Annotated in this window: 17 protein-coding genes and 1 tRNA gene; 10 read left to right on the forward strand and 8 right to left on the reverse strand. The window is 64.9% G+C overall.

What is annotated here, in order from left to right; genetic code table 11:
- The first annotated feature begins 13 nt into the window (after nucleotides 1-13).
- From ACZYTC_RS19005 to ACZYTC_RS19025, 5 genes are all read left to right on the forward strand, one after another.
- Nucleotides 14-1,231, forward strand: coding sequence for a nitrate/nitrite transporter (locus ACZYTC_RS19005; RefSeq protein ID WP_488990293.1), 1,218 nt, complete (start codon nucleotides 14-16; stop codon nucleotides 1,229-1,231).
- Between the two features lie 42 nt (nucleotides 1,232-1,273).
- Complete coding sequence (locus ACZYTC_RS19010; RefSeq protein ID WP_488990294.1) at nucleotides 1,274-2,509, forward strand: NAD(P)/FAD-dependent oxidoreductase; 1,236 nt, start codon at nucleotides 1,274-1,276, stop codon at nucleotides 2,507-2,509.
- The gene (locus tag ACZYTC_RS19015) at nucleotides 2,509-4,257 is read left to right on the forward strand and encodes a NirA family protein (protein ID WP_488990361.1); all 1,749 of its coding nucleotides are present in this window, start codon (nucleotides 2,509-2,511) and stop codon (nucleotides 4,255-4,257) included. Before ACZYTC_RS19010 ends, ACZYTC_RS19015 begins: the two co-directional genes overlap by 1 nt.
- A complete protein-coding gene (locus ACZYTC_RS19020; protein WP_441772175.1) occupies nucleotides 4,254-5,891 on the forward strand; it encodes a sulfite reductase subunit alpha in 1,638 nt (545 codons plus the stop codon). Before ACZYTC_RS19015 ends, ACZYTC_RS19020 begins: the two co-directional genes overlap by 4 nt.
- A gap of 62 nt (nucleotides 5,892-5,953) precedes the next feature.
- Nucleotides 5,954-8,650 carry a nitrate reductase gene (locus ACZYTC_RS19025; RefSeq protein WP_488990295.1) on the forward strand — a complete coding sequence of 899 codons (2,697 nt, stop codon included), beginning with the start codon at nucleotides 5,954-5,956 and terminating at the stop codon, nucleotides 8,648-8,650.
- Between the two features lie 7 nt (nucleotides 8,651-8,657).
- Here ACZYTC_RS19025 and ACZYTC_RS19030 read toward each other — a convergent pair whose 3' ends face one another.
- On the reverse strand, nucleotides 8,658-10,349 hold the full coding sequence (locus ACZYTC_RS19030) for a GMC family oxidoreductase (RefSeq protein WP_481273343.1): 1,692 nt from the start codon (nucleotides 10,347-10,349) through the stop codon (nucleotides 8,658-8,660).
- 232 nt (nucleotides 10,350-10,581) lie between these two features.
- Nucleotides 10,582-11,205: a tetratricopeptide repeat protein gene (locus tag ACZYTC_RS19035; protein WP_441772178.1), complete on the reverse strand. Its 624-nt coding sequence runs from the start codon at nucleotides 11,203-11,205 to the stop codon at nucleotides 10,582-10,584.
- Nucleotides 11,206-11,576: 371 nt separating this feature from the next.
- Here ACZYTC_RS19035 and rplU point away from each other — a divergent pair, with 371 nt between their 5' ends.
- The 3 genes from rplU (at nucleotide 11,577) to ACZYTC_RS19050 (ending at nucleotide 13,392) form a co-directional block, all read left to right on the forward strand.
- Nucleotides 11,577-12,236: a 50S ribosomal protein L21 gene (rplU, locus tag ACZYTC_RS19040; RefSeq protein ID WP_434958941.1), complete on the forward strand. Its 660-nt coding sequence runs from the start codon at nucleotides 11,577-11,579 to the stop codon at nucleotides 12,234-12,236.
- A gap of 121 nt (nucleotides 12,237-12,357) precedes the next feature.
- Nucleotides 12,358-12,627: a 50S ribosomal protein L27 gene (gene rpmA, locus ACZYTC_RS19045; protein ID WP_149252894.1), complete on the forward strand. Its 270-nt coding sequence runs from the start codon at nucleotides 12,358-12,360 to the stop codon at nucleotides 12,625-12,627.
- A 129-nt stretch (nucleotides 12,628-12,756) separates the two neighbouring features.
- The gene (locus ACZYTC_RS19050) at nucleotides 12,757-13,392 is read left to right on the forward strand and encodes a GNAT family N-acetyltransferase (RefSeq protein WP_441772180.1); all 636 of its coding nucleotides are present in this window, start codon (nucleotides 12,757-12,759) and stop codon (nucleotides 13,390-13,392) included.
- Here the strand turns inward: ACZYTC_RS19050 and ACZYTC_RS19055 are convergent.
- The 4 genes from ACZYTC_RS19055 to rpmB form a co-directional block, all read right to left on the reverse strand.
- Nucleotides 13,328-14,005: a FecR family protein gene (locus ACZYTC_RS19055; protein WP_441772181.1), complete on the reverse strand. Its 678-nt coding sequence runs from the start codon at nucleotides 14,003-14,005 to the stop codon at nucleotides 13,328-13,330. The genes ACZYTC_RS19050 and ACZYTC_RS19055 overlap by 65 nt on opposite strands.
- A gap of 196 nt (nucleotides 14,006-14,201) precedes the next feature.
- Entirely contained in the window at nucleotides 14,202-14,477 is a 276-nt protein-coding gene (locus tag ACZYTC_RS19060) for a hypothetical protein (RefSeq protein WP_434958938.1), read from the reverse strand.
- 348 nt (nucleotides 14,478-14,825) lie between these two features.
- A complete protein-coding gene (locus tag ACZYTC_RS19065; RefSeq protein WP_488990296.1) occupies nucleotides 14,826-15,827 on the reverse strand; it encodes a TerC family protein in 1,002 nt (333 codons plus the stop codon).
- A 252-nt stretch (nucleotides 15,828-16,079) separates the two neighbouring features.
- A complete protein-coding gene (rpmB, locus tag ACZYTC_RS19070; RefSeq protein ID WP_434958936.1) occupies nucleotides 16,080-16,370 on the reverse strand; it encodes a 50S ribosomal protein L28 in 291 nt (96 codons plus the stop codon).
- A gap of 323 nt (nucleotides 16,371-16,693) precedes the next feature.
- Between rpmB and ACZYTC_RS19075 the strand changes: the two genes are divergently transcribed.
- Nucleotides 16,694-16,769, forward strand: a tRNA-Thr gene (locus ACZYTC_RS19075).
- A gap of 48 nt (nucleotides 16,770-16,817) precedes the next feature.
- Here the strand turns inward: ACZYTC_RS19075 and ACZYTC_RS19080 are convergent.
- Both ACZYTC_RS19080 and ACZYTC_RS19085 read right to left on the reverse strand, forming a co-directional pair.
- Nucleotides 16,818-17,360 (reverse strand): hypothetical protein, encoded by a 543-nt coding sequence (locus ACZYTC_RS19080; RefSeq protein WP_488990297.1) that lies wholly within the window; start codon nucleotides 17,358-17,360, stop codon nucleotides 16,818-16,820.
- A gap of 16 nt (nucleotides 17,361-17,376) precedes the next feature.
- Nucleotides 17,377-17,646 carry a hypothetical protein gene (locus tag ACZYTC_RS19085; protein WP_488990298.1) on the reverse strand — a complete coding sequence of 90 codons (270 nt, stop codon included), beginning with the start codon at nucleotides 17,644-17,646 and terminating at the stop codon, nucleotides 17,377-17,379.
- A 158-nt stretch (nucleotides 17,647-17,804) separates the two neighbouring features.
- On the opposite strand from ACZYTC_RS19085, the gene ACZYTC_RS19090 reads away from it, so the two are divergent.
- A complete protein-coding gene (locus ACZYTC_RS19090) occupies nucleotides 17,805-19,124 on the forward strand; it encodes an MFS family transporter (protein ID WP_434958933.1) in 1,320 nt (439 codons plus the stop codon).
- Nucleotides 19,125-19,242: the final 118 nt, after the last annotated feature.

Below are 19,242 nucleotides of genomic sequence, written 5' to 3' on the forward strand. Positions count from 1 at the left end.
GCGGAACACGACGATGCAGACGCGAGACTTCCTCAAGGCCGGGCATTGGCCCACCCTTTTCGCCGCCTTCTTCTATTTCGACATGAGCTTCATGGTCTGGGTGATCCTCGGCCCCCTCGCCGTGCAGATTGCCGGCGACCTTCACCTCGACGCTGCCCAGAAAGGGCTGATGGTGGCCCTGCCCGTGCTTGCCGGCGCCTTCCTGCGCGTGGTGAACGGCTTCCTGGTCGATTATCTCCGACCCAAGCTGACGGGTATCCTGGCGCAGATCGTGGTGATCGCCGGCCTCCTCGGCTTCTGGGCCGTGGGCATCGGCTCCTACAGCCAGTTGCTGTTGCTCGGCCTCATCCTGGGCATGGCCGGCGCATCCTTCGCGGTGGCGCTGCCGCTCGCCTCGCGCTGGTATCCCCCGCATTATCAGGGCGTCGCCTTGGGCATCGCGGGTGCCGGCAATTCCGGCACCGTGTTCGCCGCCTTGTTCGCGCCTTTGCTCGCCACCATGGTGGGCTGGACCAATGTCATCGGCCTTGCCGCCATTCCGCTGGCTGTCGCCCTTATCGTCTATCTCCTCTGCGCCAAGGACAGCCCGAACCAGCCGCCCGCCAAGTCGCTCGGCGAATATGCCAGGATCCTGCGCCAGCCCGACGCCTGGTGGTTCATGTTCTATTATGCCGTCACCTTCGGCGGCTTTTCGGGCCTCGCCTCCTCGCTCGGCTTCTATTTCAACACCCAATACGGGCTCGACGCCGTCACGGCGGGCTATTGCACGGCGGCCTGCGTGTTCGCCGGCTCACTGTTCCGTCCCATTGGCGGCGCCGTCGCCGATCGCTTCGGCGGCATCCGTGTCCTCAGCGTTCTCTATGCCGCAGCATCCATTGCGCTGATCCTGGCCAGTTTCGGCTTCGCCCAACTCTGGCTCGGCCTCGGCATCCTCGTCGTCGCCATGCTCGCCCTGGGCATGGGCAATGGCGCGGTGTTCCAGCTCGTGCCGCAGCGCTTCCAGGCCGAGATGGGCGTGATGACCGGGCTGGTCGGCATGACGGGCGGCGCGGGCGGCTTCTACCTCGCCTCGAGCCTTGGCCTCTCCAAGCAGTTCACCGGCACCTACCAGGCCGGCTTCCTGATCTTCGCCTTGCTGGCGGTGCTGGCCTTGGCCGCCCTCACCCGGGTCAAGCGCCGCTGGCGCACGACCTGGACCCTCGAGGACGGCACCGCCACCGCCAGAATCTGAAATGGCCGGAATCTGCAATGGTTTGGATCTGAGGATCGAGACATGACCGAGAAGCTCCTGATCATCGGCAACGGCATGGCCAGCGTCAGGCTGTGCGAGGAAATCGCTGCCCACGCGCCGGGACGGTTCGAGACCACCGTCGTCGGCGCCGAGCCGCGGCCGGGCTACAACCGCGTGCTGCTCTCGGCCCTGCTCGCCGGTGATATCGGCCGGGACGGCATCACGCTGCGGGACGAGTCCTGGTATGGCACACAGGGCATTCGTCTCGTCACCGGGCAGACCGTTACCGGCCTCGATCCCGCCGCCCGCACCGCCCATCTCGCCAATGGCGCCGCCCTATCCTTCGACCGGGTCGTGCTGGCGACCGGCTCTTCCGCCATCCGCCTGCCCGTTCCCGGGATGGCTCTGCCGGGCGTGACCACGTTCCGCGACCTCGCCGACCTGCCCGCCTTGCAGGAAGCCGCTCGCCTCAACCGACGCATCGCCGTGATCGGCGGCGGGCTGCTGGGCATCGAGGCGGCCTATGGCCTGGCCAAGGGCGGCGCCAAGGTCACCCTGGTCCATGTCATGGAGCGCCTGATGGAACGCCAGCTCGACCGACGGACGGCGGCCTTCCTCAAGCGGGCGGTGGAGCACAAGGGCATCCGCATCCTGCTCAATGCCCAGACCCAGGAGGTCGCAGGCGAGGACAGGGCCGAGGCCCTCATCTTCGCCGACGGTTCCCGCCTGCCCGTCGACATGGTGGTGGTCGCCGTGGGCGTGCGCCCCAATACTGGCCTCGCCAAGACTGCCGACCTGCCGGTTGGACGCGGCATCCAGGTGGATGACGGCCTTGCCACCATGGTGCCCTTCATCCACGCCATCGGCGAATGCGCCGAACATCGCGGCCAGGTCTACGGCCTCGTCGAGCCGGCCTATGAGCAGGCACGCGTGCTGGCGCGCTGCTGGGGCGGCGACACCGGGGCAGCCTATGAAGGCACCGCTTTGTCGACCAACCTCAAAGTCTCCGGCATTCCGGTCTTCTCGGCCGGTGACTTCCTCGGCGAGGGTCATGACGACATCCTGCTGGAGGATCGTGGCGCCGGGCTGTGCAAGCGCCTGGTCCTGAAGGACAACCGCCTCATCGGTGCCGCCATGGTCGGCGAGGCCGAGGACGCCGTCTGGTACAAGGACCTGATCCGACGGGGCAGCGACATCTCCGCCATTCGCGAGAGCCTGATCTTCGGCCGCGCCTTCTGCGAAACCACCCCTTCGCGGGTTCTGAGGGAGGCCGCATGATGGGCAGCGATTTCACCTCCGACCAGAAGCGCTATCTCGAAGGCTTCGTCTCGGGCATGCAGGCCATCGGCAGTGCCAAGGCTGCGCCCGCTGCGACGGCACCGATCCCCATGGGCCCGGACGCCACGCACCTTCAGGCGCAGGATGCCGTGACCGCCGGTGGCGGCAAGCTCGTCGACCAGGAGAAATGGAAGCGGGCCGAACATCCCTTCGATGCCTATCCACGCCTGAAGGCGCAGGCCAGGGACGGCGCCTTTCCCAAGCCCGAAGACAATTTCCGCTGGCGCTATTTCGGCCTGTTCTATGTGGCGCCCGCGCAGTCGAGCTATATGGTCCGCCTGCGCATTCCCAACGGTATCCTCGCTCATTGGCAGTTCGCCGGCATGGCCGATGTCGCCGAGCGCATGGGCGGGGGCTATGCCCATGTCACCACACGGGCAAATCTGCAGATCCGCGAGGTGATGCCGGACAATGCACCGCGCGTGGTCGAAGCCATCCAGGATCTCGGCCTGTGCTCGCGCGGCTCGGGAGCCGACAATATCCGCAACGTCACCGGTTCGGCCACCGCCGGCATCGATCCGCAGGAACTGGCCGACACCAGGCCGCTCGCCCGCGAATGGCACTATCACATCCTCAATGACCGCTCGCTCTATGGCCTGCCGCGCAAGTTCAACGTCGCCTTTGACGGCGGCGGGCGCATCGCCACGCTGGAGGAGACCAACGATATCGGCTTCCAGGCCGTGCGCATCGGCGGCGAGACCTGGTTCCGCCTCGTTCTCGGCGGCATCACCGGCCATCGCGACCTCGCCCGGCCGACCGGCGTGTTCTGCAAGGCCGAGGAATGCTGCGCCATCGCCGATGCCATCGTGCGAGTGTTCACCGACAAGGGCGACCGCACCAACCGCACCAAGGCGCGCATGAAATATGTCCTCGATGCCATCGGCTTCGAGGCCTATCTGGAGGCAGTGGAAGCCAAGCTCGGCCGCAAGCTCACCCGCCTGTCCGAGGACGGGGTCGAGCCCCGCCCCGCCTTCGACCGCCTGGCTCATATCGGCGTGCACCCCCAGAATCAGCCAGGCCTGAACTGGATCGGCGTCACCCTGGCCGTTGGCCGAATGGACGCCAGCCAGATGCGCGGCCTCGCCGCCATCGCCCGCGATTTCGGGGATGGCGACATCCGCCTCACTGTCTGGCAGAACCTGCTGATCTCCGGCGTTCCTAACGCGAAGGTGGCGGAGGCCAAGGCGGCGATCGAGGCGCTCGGCCTCGACTGGAAGGCGAGCTCCCTGCGCGCCGGCCTAGTGGCCTGCACCGGCGCCACCGGCTGCAAATTCGCCGCCGCCCATACCAAGGAGCACGCCCTGGAGATCGCCGACTATGTCGATGCGCGTTTGGCGCTCGACGTGCCGGTGAACGTCCACCTCACTGGCTGCCACCATTCCTGCGCCCAGCATTATATCGGCGACATCGGCCTGATCGGCGCCAAGGTGACGCTCAACGAGGAGGGTGACCAGGCCGAGGGCTATTCGATCGTGGTTGGCGGCGGCTATGGCGACCAGCCGCGGATCGGCCGCGAACTTTGGAAGGAGATCCGGGCCGAGGATTGCCCCGGCAAGGTCGAGGGTCTGCTGCGCCTCTATCTCGAGCACCGCGAGGGCCCCACGGAGAGCTTCCAGGCCTTCACCATCAGGCACGAGCCGGAAGCCTTGCGCGGCCTGGTCGACGGCAGGGAGCTTGCAGGCGCATGAACATGATCGCCGTCCCGCCCCAGCGTTCGCTCATTCCCGAAGGAGCGCCCTTCAGCCCGGAGCAAAGAGCCTGGCTCGACGGATTCTTTGGTGCTGTCCTCGCCGCCCAGAGCGGCATGGCACCTGCCGATCTGCCGCACCTCGACAAGGCTGGGCTCGATCAGGCCGCAGGCTCTGCCCTGGCCGACAATGACGAGGCGCCCTGGCACGATCCAAGCATGGGCATAGACGAGCGCCTCGCCTTGGCCAAGGACAGGCCGCTGGCACCGCGCCTGATGGCGGCGATGGCGCAGCAGGATTGCGGTCAATGCGGCTACAACTGCGCCGACTATGCCAATGCGCTCTTCCTGCGCAAGGAGGAGCGCCTCACCTTGTGTGCGCCGGGCGGCAAGGAGACTGCCCGCATGCTCAAGGCCCTGGCGCAGGAGATCGGGCAGGACGGCACCGCTTCGACCACAAGCCCTGACGCGAAGGCCGATGTCGATGCGACCGAGGCCGGCCAGCCCCCCGCCGCCGGCCTGCCCGGCCGCTCGCGCGACAATCCGGTTGCCGCACGCTTCCTCTCGCGGCGTCGGCTCAACGGCGAAAAATCCGCCAAGACCACCTGGCATGTCGAGTTCGACCTATCCGGCAGCGGGCTCGACTATATCGCAGGCGATAGTTTCGGCGTAATCCCGAAGAACAAGGCAGGCCTGGCCGACCAGATCATCGCCCTGCTCGGAGCCCGGCCCGAAGCCCTGATCGAGGGCAAGAGCCTGCGCGACAGGCTGATCGAGGATGTCTCGCTCGGCACGCCGCCCGACAGCCTGTTTCAGCTCCTGTCCTATCTCAGCACCGGCGACCTGCGCCGCAAGGCCCGGACGCTGGCCAATGGCGGGGATCCGGACGGAGACGCGGCATCTCTCGACGTGCTCGCCGTGCTCTACAAGTTCCAGGGCATCCGCCCCGGGGCCGAGGCCTTCCTCGAGGCCCTCGATCCCTTGCAGCCGCGGCTCTATTCGATTTCCTCCTCGCATAAGGCCAATCCGGGCCGGATCTCGCTCACCGTCGATACGGTGCGCTATCGCATCGGCGCGCGCGACAGGCTGGGCGTTGCCTCCACCTTTCTGGGCGAGCGCATCGCCGAGGGCGAGGAACTCAGGGTCTATGTACAGAAGGCCCACGGCTTTCGACTGCCCGAGAACGGCGAGACGCCGGTGATCATGGTCGGGCCGGGCACCGGGGTCGCTCCGTTCCGCGCCTTCCTGCAGGAACGCAAGGCCGAGGGCGCCAGCGGGCGCAACTGGCTGTTCTTCGGCCACCAGCATCGGGACCACGATTTCTTCTATGAGGAGGAATTCGCTGCCATGCGCGAGAGCGGCCTGCTCACGCGCCTCTCCCTCGCCTGGTCGCGCGATGCCGAGGGCAAGTTCTACGTGCAGGACCGCATGCGCGAGGTCGGTGCCGATCTCTGGCGCTGGCTGGTCGAGGGCGCGCATTTCTATGTCTGCGGCGACGCCAAGCGCATGGCGCGCGACGTCGAACGCGCCCTCGTCGACATCGTGGCGCAATGGGGCGCCCGCTCGACCGAGGAGGCGGCAAGTTTCATCAACGGCCTGAAGAAGGCCGGCCGCTACCAGGCCGATGTTTATTGAAGGGGTGGCGCGATGAAACAGGCGGAGCGCGCCTTCTTGTCCCGGCCCCGGAGACCCCGCCCATGAACGTCTCTATGCCCACCCCCGATCCCTCGATGATCGAACCCGTCCGGGCCCCCGTGCGCACCACCTGCGCCTATTGCGGGGTCGGCTGCGGGGTCGTCGCCACCGCCGACGGCAAGGGTGGTGCCGCCATCGCCGGAGATGTCGCCCATCCCGCCAACCAGGGCCGGCTCTGCGTCAAGGGTGCCGCACTCGGCGAGACGCTGGCCACCGGGCATCGCCTCGTCCATCCCACCATCCATGGCGTTCGCACCACCTGGAACCGCGCCCTCGATGCCGTCGCCAGGGGGTTCAGGGAAACCATCGAGCGCCATGGTCCCGAGACCGTGGCTCTTTATCTCTCGGGCCAATTGTTGACCGAAGACTATTACGTCGCCAACAAGTTGATGAAGGGCTTCATCGGCTCGGCCAATGTCGATACCAATTCGCGCCTGTGCATGGCCTCCACGGTCGCCGGCCATCGCCGCGCCTTCGGCGCCGACATCGTGCCGGGCTGCTATGAGGATCTCGACGAGGCCGATCTCGTCGTGCTGACCGGTTCCAACACAGCCTGGTGCCATCCCGTGCTCTGGCAGCGCATCGAACAGGCGAAGAAGAAGCACGGCACCCGCATCGTGGTCATCGACCCCCGGCGGACTGTCACAGCCGACAACGCCGATCTGCATCTTGCCGTCGCACCGGGCATGGACAGCGTGCTGTTCGCCCGCCTGCTGGTGGAGATCGCCGAGAGGGGCGCCATCGACGAAAATTATGTCATCCGCCACACAGACGGGATCGAAGCCGTCCTCGGCAACGCGCGCGAGATCGCCCCGAGCCGGACGCAAGCCGCCCTCCGTTGCGGCCTGACGGAGCAGGACCTCGCCACCTTCCTCGACTGGTGGATCGAGACGCCGCGCGTCGTCACCTGCTTCAGCCAGGGGGTCAACCAGTCGGCCCAGGGCACCGACAAGGTGAACGCTATCCTCAATGCCCATCTCGCAGCCGGCCGTATCGGCAGGCCCGGCTGCGGCCCTTTCTCGCTCACCGGCCAGCCCAATGCCATGGGCGGGCGCGAGGTTGGCGGCCTCGCCAACCAGCTTGCCGCCCATATGGGCTTTTCGCCGACCGAGGTGGATCGCGTCGGCCGCTTCTGGGGCGCCCCGCACATGGCCGAGAAGGAAGGCCGCAAGGCGGTCTCGATGTTCGAGGCGATCGAGCGCGGCGAGATCCGCGCGGTATGGGTGCTCTGCACCAATCCAGCCACCAGCCTGCCGCGCGCCAACGTCATGCGAACAGCCCTGCGCAAGCTCGATTTCCTCGCCGTCTCGGAGATCAGCGCCCATGTCGACGGCCTCACCGATGCCGCGACCGTGGTGCTGCCATCGGCTGCCTGGGGCGAGAAGAACGGCACCGTCACCAATTCGGAGCGGCGTATCTCGCGCCAACGCCCCTTCCTTGCGCCTCCCGGCGAGGCGCAGCCCGACTGGTGGCAGATCTGCGAAGTCGCCAAGAGACTCGGCCATGCCGAAGCCTTCGATTACACCTCGCCCGCGGCGATCTTCCGCGAGCATGCCGCGCTGTCCGCCTTCGAGAATGACGGCACGCGTCTTTTCGATATCGGTGGCCTCGCCGAACTCACCGACGAGGCCTATGACGCCCTGGAGCCCGTGCAGTGGCCGCTGCCATGGGGCCGGGACACCGGCACGCAGCGCCTGTTCGCGGAAGGCGGCTTCGCGCATGCCGATGGCCGCGCCCACCTCGTCCCCCTGGCTCCGCCGGCGCTGGCGGCCGAGCCAAGCGTCGAGCATCCGCTCCTGCTCAATACCGGCCGGGTGCGCGACCACTGGCACACCATGACCCGCACCGGGCTCAGCCCGCGCCTGGCCCAGCATCGCAATGCCCCCTTCGTGGAAGTGCATCCCGCCGATGCCGAGCGTTTCGGCCTGCTAGACGGCGCCTTCGCCGTCGTGAGCACCGGCGAGGGCCAAGTCGAACTGCGGGTGGTGGTCACCGACAGCCAGCAACCCGGTTCGATCTTCGCGCCGATCCACTGGACCGACGCAAACGCCGCCCGCGCCCGCGTCGGCTCCCTCGTGCATGCCCATACCGATCCCATCTCCGGCCAGCCCGATTCAAAGACGGTGCCGGCCGCAATCCGGCCCTGGATGATGCAGGCGGAAGGCTTCATCGCCTCGCGCCACCGCCTGCCCATGCCGGCCTGGCTCAGCCATGCCCGCATGACCGTCGCTGATGGCGAGATCGTCCATTTCGCCAGCCCCCGCGCGCCGGGGCCTCTGCACGATCTTCTGTCGAACTGGCTCAATCTGTGGGCCAGCCCACTGCACCAGCGCAATCCCGCCGCCGATCTCTACCGCTCGGCCTCGATCGTGGATCACCGCCTCGAGATCCTGCTGTCGACCGGCCCACATCGGGATGAGGAGGGCGCAGCCTGGGCCACGGACCTGCTGGCCCGGGAGCGGATCGACGCCGCCACGCGCCGTTTCATCCTCGCGGGCCGCGCACCCAATCCGGGTATCCGCCCCAGCCGGCAGGTCTGCGCCTGTTTCGGCATCGACCAGGCGCGTATCGAGGCAGCCGCACGCAGCGGCGCCTGCAGCATCGAGGCGATCGGCACGGCCTTGAAGGCAGGCACGAATTGCGGTTCCTGCCGGCCGGAGATTGGCAAAATCCTGGAAGGCTGCCGTCAGCCGGCCTGAACGTGCCTCACTCGCCCTTGGCGATCCAGCGCGCTGCTTTTTCGGCGATCATCAGGGTCGGCGAGTTGGTGTTGCCACTGGTGATCGCCGGCATCACGCCGGCGTCGACCACACGCAGGCCGTCAACGCCACGCACGCGCAGATGGCTGTCGACCACGGCCTCGGGATCCCCGTCCCTGCCCATCCTGGTGGTACCGACGGGATGGAAGATGGTGCTGGCGATATCGCCGGCCAGCCTTGCGAGTTCCTCGTCGGTCTGGAATTCGACGCCCGGCTTCCATTCGACCGGCTTGTAGGGGGCCAGCGCCGGCTGGCTCACGACATGGCGGACATGGCGCAGGCTGTCGGCGGCGACCTTGCGGTCCTCCTCCGTCGAGAGATAGCCGGGCGCGATGGCCGGCGCATCGCCCGCCCGGTTGGAGCGGATCCGGATGCTGCCGCGGCTGGTCGGATTGAGATTGCACACGCTCGCCGTGAAGGCTGGAAAATCGTGCAGGGGCTCGCCGAAGGCGTTCAGGCTGAGCGGCTGCACATGATATTGCAAATTGGCATGCGGCCGGCCGGGATCGGAACGGCTGAAGGCGCCGAGCTGGGAGGGCGCCATGCTCATCGGCCCGCTGCGGCGTAGCATATATTCGAGCCCGATGCCCATCTTGCCGGTCAGGCTGCTCGCCAGCGTGTTGAGCGTACGGGCACCCTCGATCTTGAACACGGCCCGAATCTGCAGATGGTCCTGCAGGTTCTCGCCCACGCCCGGCAAATCGTGCACGACCTCGACGCCATGGGATTGCAGCAGGCCGGCCGGGCCGATTCCGGATAGCTGCAGGATCTGCGGCGAGCCGACCGCGCCGGCCGAGAGGATGACCTCGCGCTTGGCCTGGATTTCGACGAGTTCGCCGCCACGCCGCAGGATCACGCCGGTACAGCGGCGGCGGCCGTCGTCACCAGTCCCGAAGGCGAGGCGCTCGACCTGAGCCTGAGTCCACACCGTGAGATTGGAACGCCCGCGCGCCGGTCGCAGGAAGGCCTTGGCGGTGTTCCAGCGCCAGCCGGCCTTCTGGTTGACCTCGAAATAGCCGACACCTTCATTGTCGCCGCTGTTGAAGTCCTCGGTGCGGGGCACACCGGCCTGCACCGCCGCCTCGGCGAAGGCATCGAGGATGTCCCAGCGCAGGCGCTGCTTTTCGATGCGCCACTCGCCACCATGACCGTGCATGTCGGAAAAGCGGCTATTGTCGCCGGTGGCGGGATCGGCGCCGCCATCGAGGCGATGGTGATTCTCATGCGCCTTGAAGTCGGGCAGGCTGTTGGCCCAGTTCCAGGCCTCGTCCCCGGTCGCGGCGGCCCAGCCGTCATAGTCGCGCGCCTGGCCGCGCATATAGATCATGCCGTTGATGGAAGAGCAGCCACCCAGGGTCTTGCCGCGTGGATAGCGCAGCGCCCGCCCGTTCAGGCCGGGCTCGGCCTCGGTCTGATAGAGCCAATCGGTGCGCGGATTGCCGATACAATAAAGATAGCCGACCGGGATATGAATCCAGGGATAGTTGTCGGGCCGCCCAGCTTCCAGCAGCAGCACCTGCCGGCTTGGATTGCTGGAAAGCCGATTGGCCAGCAGGCACCCGGCCGTTCCCGCCCCCACCACAATGAAGTCGAACGGACCCGCCAGGGAGCCGGACTGGTCAGCCTTGCCGCGCGACATGCTTCCCCCTCGATATTCGCGCTACCAGTCATAACCGGGCTTGTTGCCGCTCTTCAAACGGAAATGAGCGGAGCTGACATGATGCCGCGACTGGGATCGGAGTGAAGCCCCGCCGGCTACCGCGACGAAAACCGGCAGGGCCACACCCGTACAAACCCCTTTGAGGGGAAAGGGGTTTGCGCACTTTGCGTGTCGATCGGATCCGGAGCTATCTCCGGCGGAACAGCACCGGTCAGACGCCTTTCTCGATCGCCTCGTTCAGGTCCTGATATTCCTCGCAACCGGTGCCGCAGAGTGTCTTGATGGTATCGAGCTGCTGCTTGGCCAGATCGAGTCGACCCTTGATCACATAGGCCTCGCCCAGATATTCGCGGACCTGCGCATATTGGGGATCGGCCGCCACCGATTTGAGATAATAGCCGATGCCTTCGTCGGTCCGGCCGAGCTTGCGCGTGGCATAACCTCTGTAGTTGAGGGCCTTGGCGGTGTTGGGATCCTCGAGCAGGTCCAGCACCTGCAGCGATTCGTCGTAGCGGTCGGCCTTGGCCAGCACCCAGGCATAATTGGCCAGGTCATCATCGGGCAGCGCCTCGGACTTCAGCTTGAGGCAGGCCTTCTTGCGGACACTCCACACCTGCCCCCGCGGGCAGGTGGTCATGTCGGTGATCGGCTTGCCATTGGTTGCGCCGCCGCTTCCCCCGCCGGCTCCCCCACCGCCGCTACTACCCCCTCCGCCCCCACTGCTGCCGCCGCCTCCCCCGCCCCCGGCGGCGAGGGCCACACCCGCGACCAGCAGAAAGGCGGTCGAAAGGGCGGTGACCGCGAGGCGGCGAGTCGAAGCTTGGACTAAGGACATGATGTCTCTCCCTTGTGCATGGATGCCGGGAAAACACCTGGACTGGGATATTATTCGCTGCCGTGCAGCCTTCGGGAGAACCGGCGGCAAGCCTGGCATTCTTCTGCTTTCCGCACGCCGTCCCTCCTTGACGATTTGGTCGTCACTTTCCTTGACTCTGCGCCTCACGCCTGTATAAGCCACGCCAGCGCGCGGCCTTTGGGCCGCGTGCCTTTTTTCGTGGCCACCTATTCCGCAAGACCAGGTGGCAGATATCAACGACTGGAAAAGCCGGCCGCTGCGGGGACTTTGCTCAGGCAAGGACCCGATCCGTCGAGTTTCCCTTTGCGGAAGCCAGACGGGCGAAAGCCGGGTCCGAACGAGGAAAAAACATGTTCGCGGTCATCAAGACGGGCGGTAAGCAATACCGCGTCAATCAGAATGACGTTCTCCGGGTCGAGAAGCTCGACGCCAAGGTTGGAGAAGTCATCGTATTCCCCGAAATCCTGGCCGTTGGCGGCGACGCCGGCCTGACTTTCGGTACCCCCACGGTTGCCGGTGCTTCGGTTGCCGCCGAGGTTGTCGAGCATGATCGTGATGACAAGGTCATCGCTTTCAAGAAGCGCCGCCGGCAGAATTCGAAGCGCAAGCGCGGCCATCGCCAGCATCAGACCGTGGTGCGGATCTCCGAGATCCTCACCGGCGGTGCCAAGCCTTCCAAGGCTGCGGCCAAGCCCGCCAAGGCTGCCAAGGAAGAGGCTCCGGTCACTGCCGCCGCCGTTCCGACCGGTGGCCTCGACGCCTCCAACCTCTCGCTGATCTCGGGCATCGGCCCGACCATCGAGAAGAAGCTGCGCGCCGCTGGCATCAACAGCTGGAACGACATTGCCGCCTGGACCGATGCCGACATCGCCAAGTGGGATGAAGAGCTCTCGCTACGCGGCCGCGCCGCCCGCGAAGAGTGGGTCATTCAGGCCAAGGAACTCCTGGACGGCAAGCCGCCGCGCGCCAAGGTCGACCAGGCCGAGCAGGCTTCCGGCAAGGACCTCTAAGCCGGTTTCAGAGCGTTGGGGTCGACAACCGCCCGGCTTTCGGGCATTGTCGCCCCTGATTGATGGTTTTCACCGCCGTGTCACAGCACCGGCGTAGATAGAATTTCGAGGAGTTATCGCCATGGCTCACAAAAAAGCAGGCGGTTCGTCGCGCAACGGTCGTGATTCGGCCGGTCGTCGCTTGGGTGTGAAGAAGTTCGGTTCGGAAGCCGTCGTTGCTGGCAACATCATCGTGCGCCAGCGCGGCACGAAATGGCATCCGGGCGTCAATGTCGGCATGGGCAAGGACCATACGCTTTTTGCTCTTATCGACGGCCGAGTCGACTTCCGCACCCGAGCCAACGGCCGAATTTACGTCAACGTCGCCACGACCAAAGTAGCAGCAGAATAATCCCGGCGGGACCTCAGCTCCGCCGGCTCCACTGGACCGGCGGACCTGAAATGACCCTATTTGGGACTCCAGGTTGACGCAGGGGCGGTGGAGAAATCCTTCCGCCCTTTTTCTTGCCAGGAGCCCATCATGTCCCCCTTCAAATCTCTCCCGGCCGTTTCCATTCCCTCGATCGAGATCGAGACCCTGCGTCTCGTGCTGCGCAAGCCGCATCTGGGCGACGTGCCCCGCATGGCACGCCTCGCCAATGATTCGGCCGTGGCATTGATGACCGGGCGCCTGCCCTTCCCCTATGGCGAAAGCGACGCTGCGGATTTCGTGCGTTATCAGGACGAGGCTCGCATCGCGGGCAAGGAACTCGCCTTCGCCATCGAGTGCCGGGAGACCGGCGCCTTCCTCGGCTGCATCGGTCTGCGCTTTCCCAAGCGCGAGATCGCGGAGATCGGCTACTGGCTGGGCCAGCCTCATTGGGGCCAGGGCCTTGCCACGGAGGCGGCGCGCGCCCTGATCGATCATGGCTTTTCGACCCTGCCGCTTACCTCGATCACCGGCGAATGCCGGGTGATCAATGAGGCGTCGCGCCGGGTGATGGAAAAGTGCGGGCTGCGCTATGTCAATTCGGGCCTGCAGCATGCGCCGGCCCGTGGCGGCGCTCTGCCGATCGATCGCTTCAGCTTGGTTCGCCCCGATTGGGTAAGCTTCAAGGCTTGGGTGCCGGCCGTGGTCCGCGAGGCACAGCCGCCGCTGGCGGAGCTGACTCCATAGAGGCCTCGGCAATCACGGAGGCTTCCGCCTGGGCGATGCGCAGCGTACTCCAGCTGCCTGGCTCGGATGGCGCCTGCCTCACATTGACGAGGTTCGTGCCCAGACCGTTGGTGAGGGTCACCTGGCCGCCCTTGGTGGCGACGGTGACCACGCCATGCTCGACGAAGACACCGAAGACGCCATCGCTGGGGCCGGCGAAAAATTTGGTACCGCGAGCGGCGATCAGGCCGAACGGGGTCGTGACGTTGAGCGGCCCCGACGGTTGATTGTCGGGCCGGTCGAACAGCATGGCACCGCGCTCCAGCACCAGTTCGCCGCCCCGGTCCACCAGGAACTTGTCGATGCGCACCCGCGTGCGCTCGCCCAGGGACAGCCGGGTGGCATCCCCGAGCCGGGCCCCCAGCCGGGCTCCTTCCCCGGTTGCCAGCATGTCATCGATGAAAACCGGCTCGCCGACCTGCAGGGCGCGTTTCTCGCCCCGCAGCTGCCCGGTGGTCTGCCCTGTGGCCGTCAGCACCGTGCCGACCTCGACGATCTGCATCGCCGAGGCCAAACCCGGCCGCAATCCGGCGAGGGCGAGACCGGCGAGCACGGAACGGCGGTGAATCAGCATGACGACGCTTCCTTGTCCCTATCCGTCCACCATCGGAGCCGGATCAGCCTCGAAACAGAATCCTTGTCTCATGCCATAAGCCAAGGATTCTGTCTGGGCCGTGACAAGTAGCACGCGGCGAAAAACAAACCCATTTTGAGATTTCATGGACTCGTCAGGAATCGCAAGGAGCTCCTTCGCCTGAACGCGCTTTGCTCTAGTAGCCGCTACGCTCGCAAACACGCTGGCGTCGCTTGACATAACGTCCATAGTAATCGTCGTAGACGCGCACGACGCGATAATAGCAGCGGGGACGATATTGCCGGCGATAGCCGCCGCCGTTATCGTCCTGGTTGTAACCACCGCCGCCGTTATAACCCCCGCCGCCATATCCATCGTCATACTGGGCGGCGGCCGGCAGCGGCGCCAGAGCGGCCGCGCCCAGCGCGGCACCCAGCAGCAGGTAACGAAGCTTCAGGCCGAAAATCGTCATCGCAGTTCTCCTCGCTCGAACACGATTCCGAAAAGCAGGGCCCGGTAAGCTGTGCGGGCAGGCTTTCGGATGATGATTGCTCAAAAGCGCTGCCTGCCGGGAGGAGAAATCGCACGAAACCATTCCGGCCATGCCGCTGGGCATGGCCGCTGCCTTCTTCCCCCCGGACGGGAAACGGATCACAGGATCCGCCCCAGCGACGCTAACCGGTCCCCTTGCTCCGTAAAGAGCAGACGAGCCCGATCAAGCCATCATCACCCCGTCACTCTAACCCGTCTGTTCCCGCTGAAACAGATCAACTTTTGCGGGAGTTGACCTTTCTTCTCTACCGTCATCGGGAGGGAATCGTCAGGGCGACACGCCCGGCCCGTCGGCCTGGCCACGCGTCTTCCAGAGCGAGAAAACGATGCCGCTGGCGATGATCGCAACGGTGACGATCAGGGCGAGAGCCGGATCGACTTTGCCGACAAGATGGCCCCAGTAGATTTTGCCGCCGATGAAGACGAGCACGAGGGCAAGCGCGTATTTGAGGTAGTGGAAACGATCGATCATCGCCGCCAGCGCGAAATAGAGCGCCCTCAGGCCGAGAATGGCCATGATGTTGGCGGTGTAGACGATGAAGGTATCGGTGGTGATGGCCAGAATGGCCGGCACCGAGTCCACGGCGAAGACGATGTCGGCGACGTTGATGACGATCAGGGCCAGCAGCAACGGCGTGGCATGCAGCAAAGTCCTGCCTGTGGCATGGTCCGGCTGGCGAACCACGAAGCGGTTGCCATGCAGGTCCTCGCTGATGCGCATATGACGACGCAGGAAGCGAACCAGCCAGTTTTCCTTGAACTCGGCATGATCGTCCGAGGCGACCAGCATGCGCAGGCCCGTCAGGATCAGGAAGGCCGCGAAGATATAGAGCACCCAGCCATAGCTCTGCACGATGCTGGCACCGGCCGCGATCATGATGCCGCGCAGCACCACGGCCGCCAAGATACCCCACACCAGAGCGCGGTACTGAAAGGCCGGCGGCACCGCGAAGTAGCGGAAGATCAGGGCGATGACGAAGACATTGTCGATCGAGAGCGATTTCTCGATGAAATAGCCGGTGAAATAGTCGAGCGCCGGGCTGGTGCCGTCCGGCCTGGTATCCATGCCCCACCAGATGGCGCCGCCGAAGGCGATCGCGATGGCGATATAGATGGCCGACAGCTTGAAGCTGTCGGCAACGCTCAGCACCTTGTCGTCACGGTTGAGCACGCCGAGATCGAAGGCGAGCAACAGCGCCACGAAGGCGAGAAAGGCCAGCCACATCCAGACGGGCTGGCCGGCAAAATCAGAAAATGCGAAATCGAGCATAACGCCGGACCCTTTTGCTTCGAAAACAATCGAAGCCGGCTCCGACATCACGGCATGCTTTGCGCAAACCGTCAGAGGGGCCCGGTAACCGGCGCCTCTGCATCGCCGAAACGGGGGCCCGCCGTCAAGGGGAGGTCACATTAAGCTTTGCTCATCTGGAGCAAAGCGGGTCGTGGCCGCACGACGCTCCGGACAATGAAAAAGGCCGGAGCGCGAGGCCCCGGCCCGAAAAGTCAGTCATGCAACCTTGCCTTAGTGGGCGGTCGTCATTTTCTTTTCGATTTCGCGCTTCAGGCGCAGGGCCGGCGCGGTAAGTTCGTTGCTGGAAGCCTTGATCAGCCAGGCATCGAGGCCGCCATTGTGCTCGACAGTGCGCAGGCCGGCCGCCGAGACGCGCAGGCGCACGGAGCGACCGAGCACGTCGGAGATCAGCGTGACATTGTGCAGGTTCGGCAGGAACTTGCGCTTGGTCTTGACGTTCGAATGGCTCACTTTGTGGCCAGACTGAACGCCCTTGTCGGTCAGCGCGCAACGGCGGGACATGGGTCTATCCTTCTCAATTCGGAACGGCGCCGCTGCAGCGGGGCCAGGGCAGTTTCCGGGGAACCTGCCGGTGTTAAGAGGGTCCGGCAATTCTGCCTTGCTTGCGCGGACAGAATCGCTTGGGCAAAAAGAAAACCGCCACCCCAAGTTGGGGGCGGAGCCTCCCGCCAAAATTTGTGTGGGTTGCTATAGTCGGGAGCTTGTGCCGCGTCAAGAGTTTCGCTCTAAACTCGCGTCGCATGCGTGAGGGGGCTTGCCTTCCGCTTTGCTTGCCTGTATCAGGGCGGCGCGTCCGCAAGGATCGCCTTCTGAAAACCGTTGGCGCCGCTTTAGCTCAGCCGGTAGAGCACATCATTCGTAATGATGGGGTCAGGTGTTCGAGTCACCTAAGCGGCACCACGTTTTCTCAGCCTCACAGTACTGGCTTCTGCCGTCCGGGGCTGACGTTCAAATCCACATTTCGGGATAATAAGCCGGGCAGATACAATGCCGGCTGGCACGTGGCGGATCGATCAGCCGGCCTGCCAGCTGTGTGAGCAGCGCCTCCACCCGCTCGGCTGAACGGACGGACGCTTCCGAGACCTCATAAGGACGGCCGGTGTCGCTCAGGCTGATTTCCAGCCGATTCGCTTGCGCATGGACATAGGCGGGCTGCCCAGCCAATTCGACCAAACCGGGCTGCCGGATGCGATGGCTTCCCGGAACGAGGAGAGCGAACTTGCCGAATTCCTCGGCCGTGTAAGCAACGCCCGGCACCGGTTGGGGAGAGTCGGGCGCGACGACGTCCAGGGCGATCCCCAGGGTGGCGCAGACATCCACCAGATCGACCTCTGTCTCCACCGCGATCGCGACCAGCAACTGGTCTCCATCGTTGGCATGGCCGCCAACGGCCCGGCAGAACCGGAAATAGCGCAGCCTGCCTGCCCATTGCATGATCTGCTGCCGGTCATGGCGTTCGAACAGATAGAGGTTCCAACGATCGTCGCTCATGCGCGTGCAGGTCCCCTCACAAAATCCTCCGCAGAGCTTCTCGATAGTACTCCTTCGTGGCCAATATCGAAAAGCTCTGCAAGCATTCAAGATCCCGCAGCTTCCACCTGCTCATGCCATGGGTGCGCTCAGGAGGAAGCTGCCTGGTGCCGCCGTTCCCAGCCATATTGGCCGCCGCCAGCACATTGGCCGGCCCCGACAGGCGGCAGAACGGATGGAGCGCCATGGCGTTGCGGTTTAGCACAATCTGGTCTCTGCCATCCAAAGACTCCAGGGACGAGATCATGGCTCTGGCTGACGGTTCCGTCGAAGGATCCACTCCCATCCGGGCGTCTGGCTCCTGCCCTTCGGGAAAAATGGCTTGCCCGGATCAGCAAAGCCACAGCAAGATCACAATCGCTTTGAAAGACCTACCTAAAGACAAGATCAATCAGGGGGAAACATATGAGTAACACCGCGGCCGTGGCAGTGGCAGATCCGCATGATACCCGCCGGCGGGTGATGGCGATTGTCGGCTCATCTTCTGGAAATCTTGTCGAGTGGTTTGATTTCTACGCCTACGCGTTTACGGCACTCTACTTTTCGAGTGCCTTCTTCGGCTTCATCAAGGATGCCGAGCCGACCACGCAGCTCCTCTATTCCTCGGCAGTCTTCGCCATTGGCTTCCTCATGCGGCCGATCGGTGGCTGGCTTTTCGGCTGGATTGCAGACCGCTATGGCCGCAAGAACTCGATGATGATCTCGGTCCTCATGATGTGTGCCGGATCACTGGCGATCGCGATACTGCCGACTTACGCCACGGTGGGTATCCTGGCACCGATCCTTCTCCTTCTCTGCCGGATGGTTCAGGGCCTCTCCGTCGGAGGCGAATACGGGACTTCGGCGACCTATATGAGCGAGGTCGCGCTCGCGGGGCGGCGCGGCTTCTTCGGCTCTTTCCAGTATGTGACGCTGATCGGCGGCCAACTCCTCGCCTCGGCCGTCATCGTTATCCTCGAACTCGCGCTGAGTGACGAAGAAATGCGGGCATGGGGCTGGCGGATTCCGTTCGTGGTCGGGGCTTGTGCCGCAGTCGTTGCCTTCTACCTGCGGCGCTCCCTGCACGAGACCTCGTCGGCAGAGACACGCGCCCGCAAGGAAGCCGGCTCGCTTGTCAGCCTGCTACGTCGACATCCGCGGCCCTTTCTGATCGTCATTGGGTACACAGCCGGTGGCTCGCTGATCTTCTACACCTTCACCACCTACATGCAGAAATATCTGGTCAACACGGCACACATGGCCAAGGAGACCGCCAATATCACCATGACGGCGGTGCTCTTTACCTACATGTGCATGCAGCCGCTCTTCGGCGCGCTTTCCGACAGGATCGGGCGGAAATGGTCGATGATGCTGTTCGGCGGGCTCGCGACACTATGTACCGTGCCGCTCCTGACGGCGATCGGCAGCGTCCAGAGCCCGCTCGCGGCCTATTTTCTGGTGGTGGCGGCGCTTGCGATCGTGTCGTTCTACACGTCGATCAGCGGGCTCGTGAAAGCCGAGATGTTTCCGGCCGAGGTCCGGGCGCTTGGAGTCGGCCTCTCCTACGCGATCGCCAATGCCGTCTTCGGCGGTTCAGCCGAGGCGGTAGCGCTCGCCTTCAAGGATGCCGGCCATGAGACGTGGTTCTTCTGGTACGTCACGGTAATGTGCGCGATTGCTTTCCTCACCGCACTCACCATGCTCGCCAACCGCCCGACCTATCTGACAGGCGACGGCACCGAGTAGGTCCCGAAGCGTCATACCGAAAAGCGGATCCCGGTTTTCGGTGAAAACCATGCGGCAACGGCGCCAACTCTGGGCGGCGGCGGCATGGGCTTCCTACCTGCGCTTACGTGCGATCCCC

This window comes from Labrys sp. F242 (assembly GCF_057813875.1).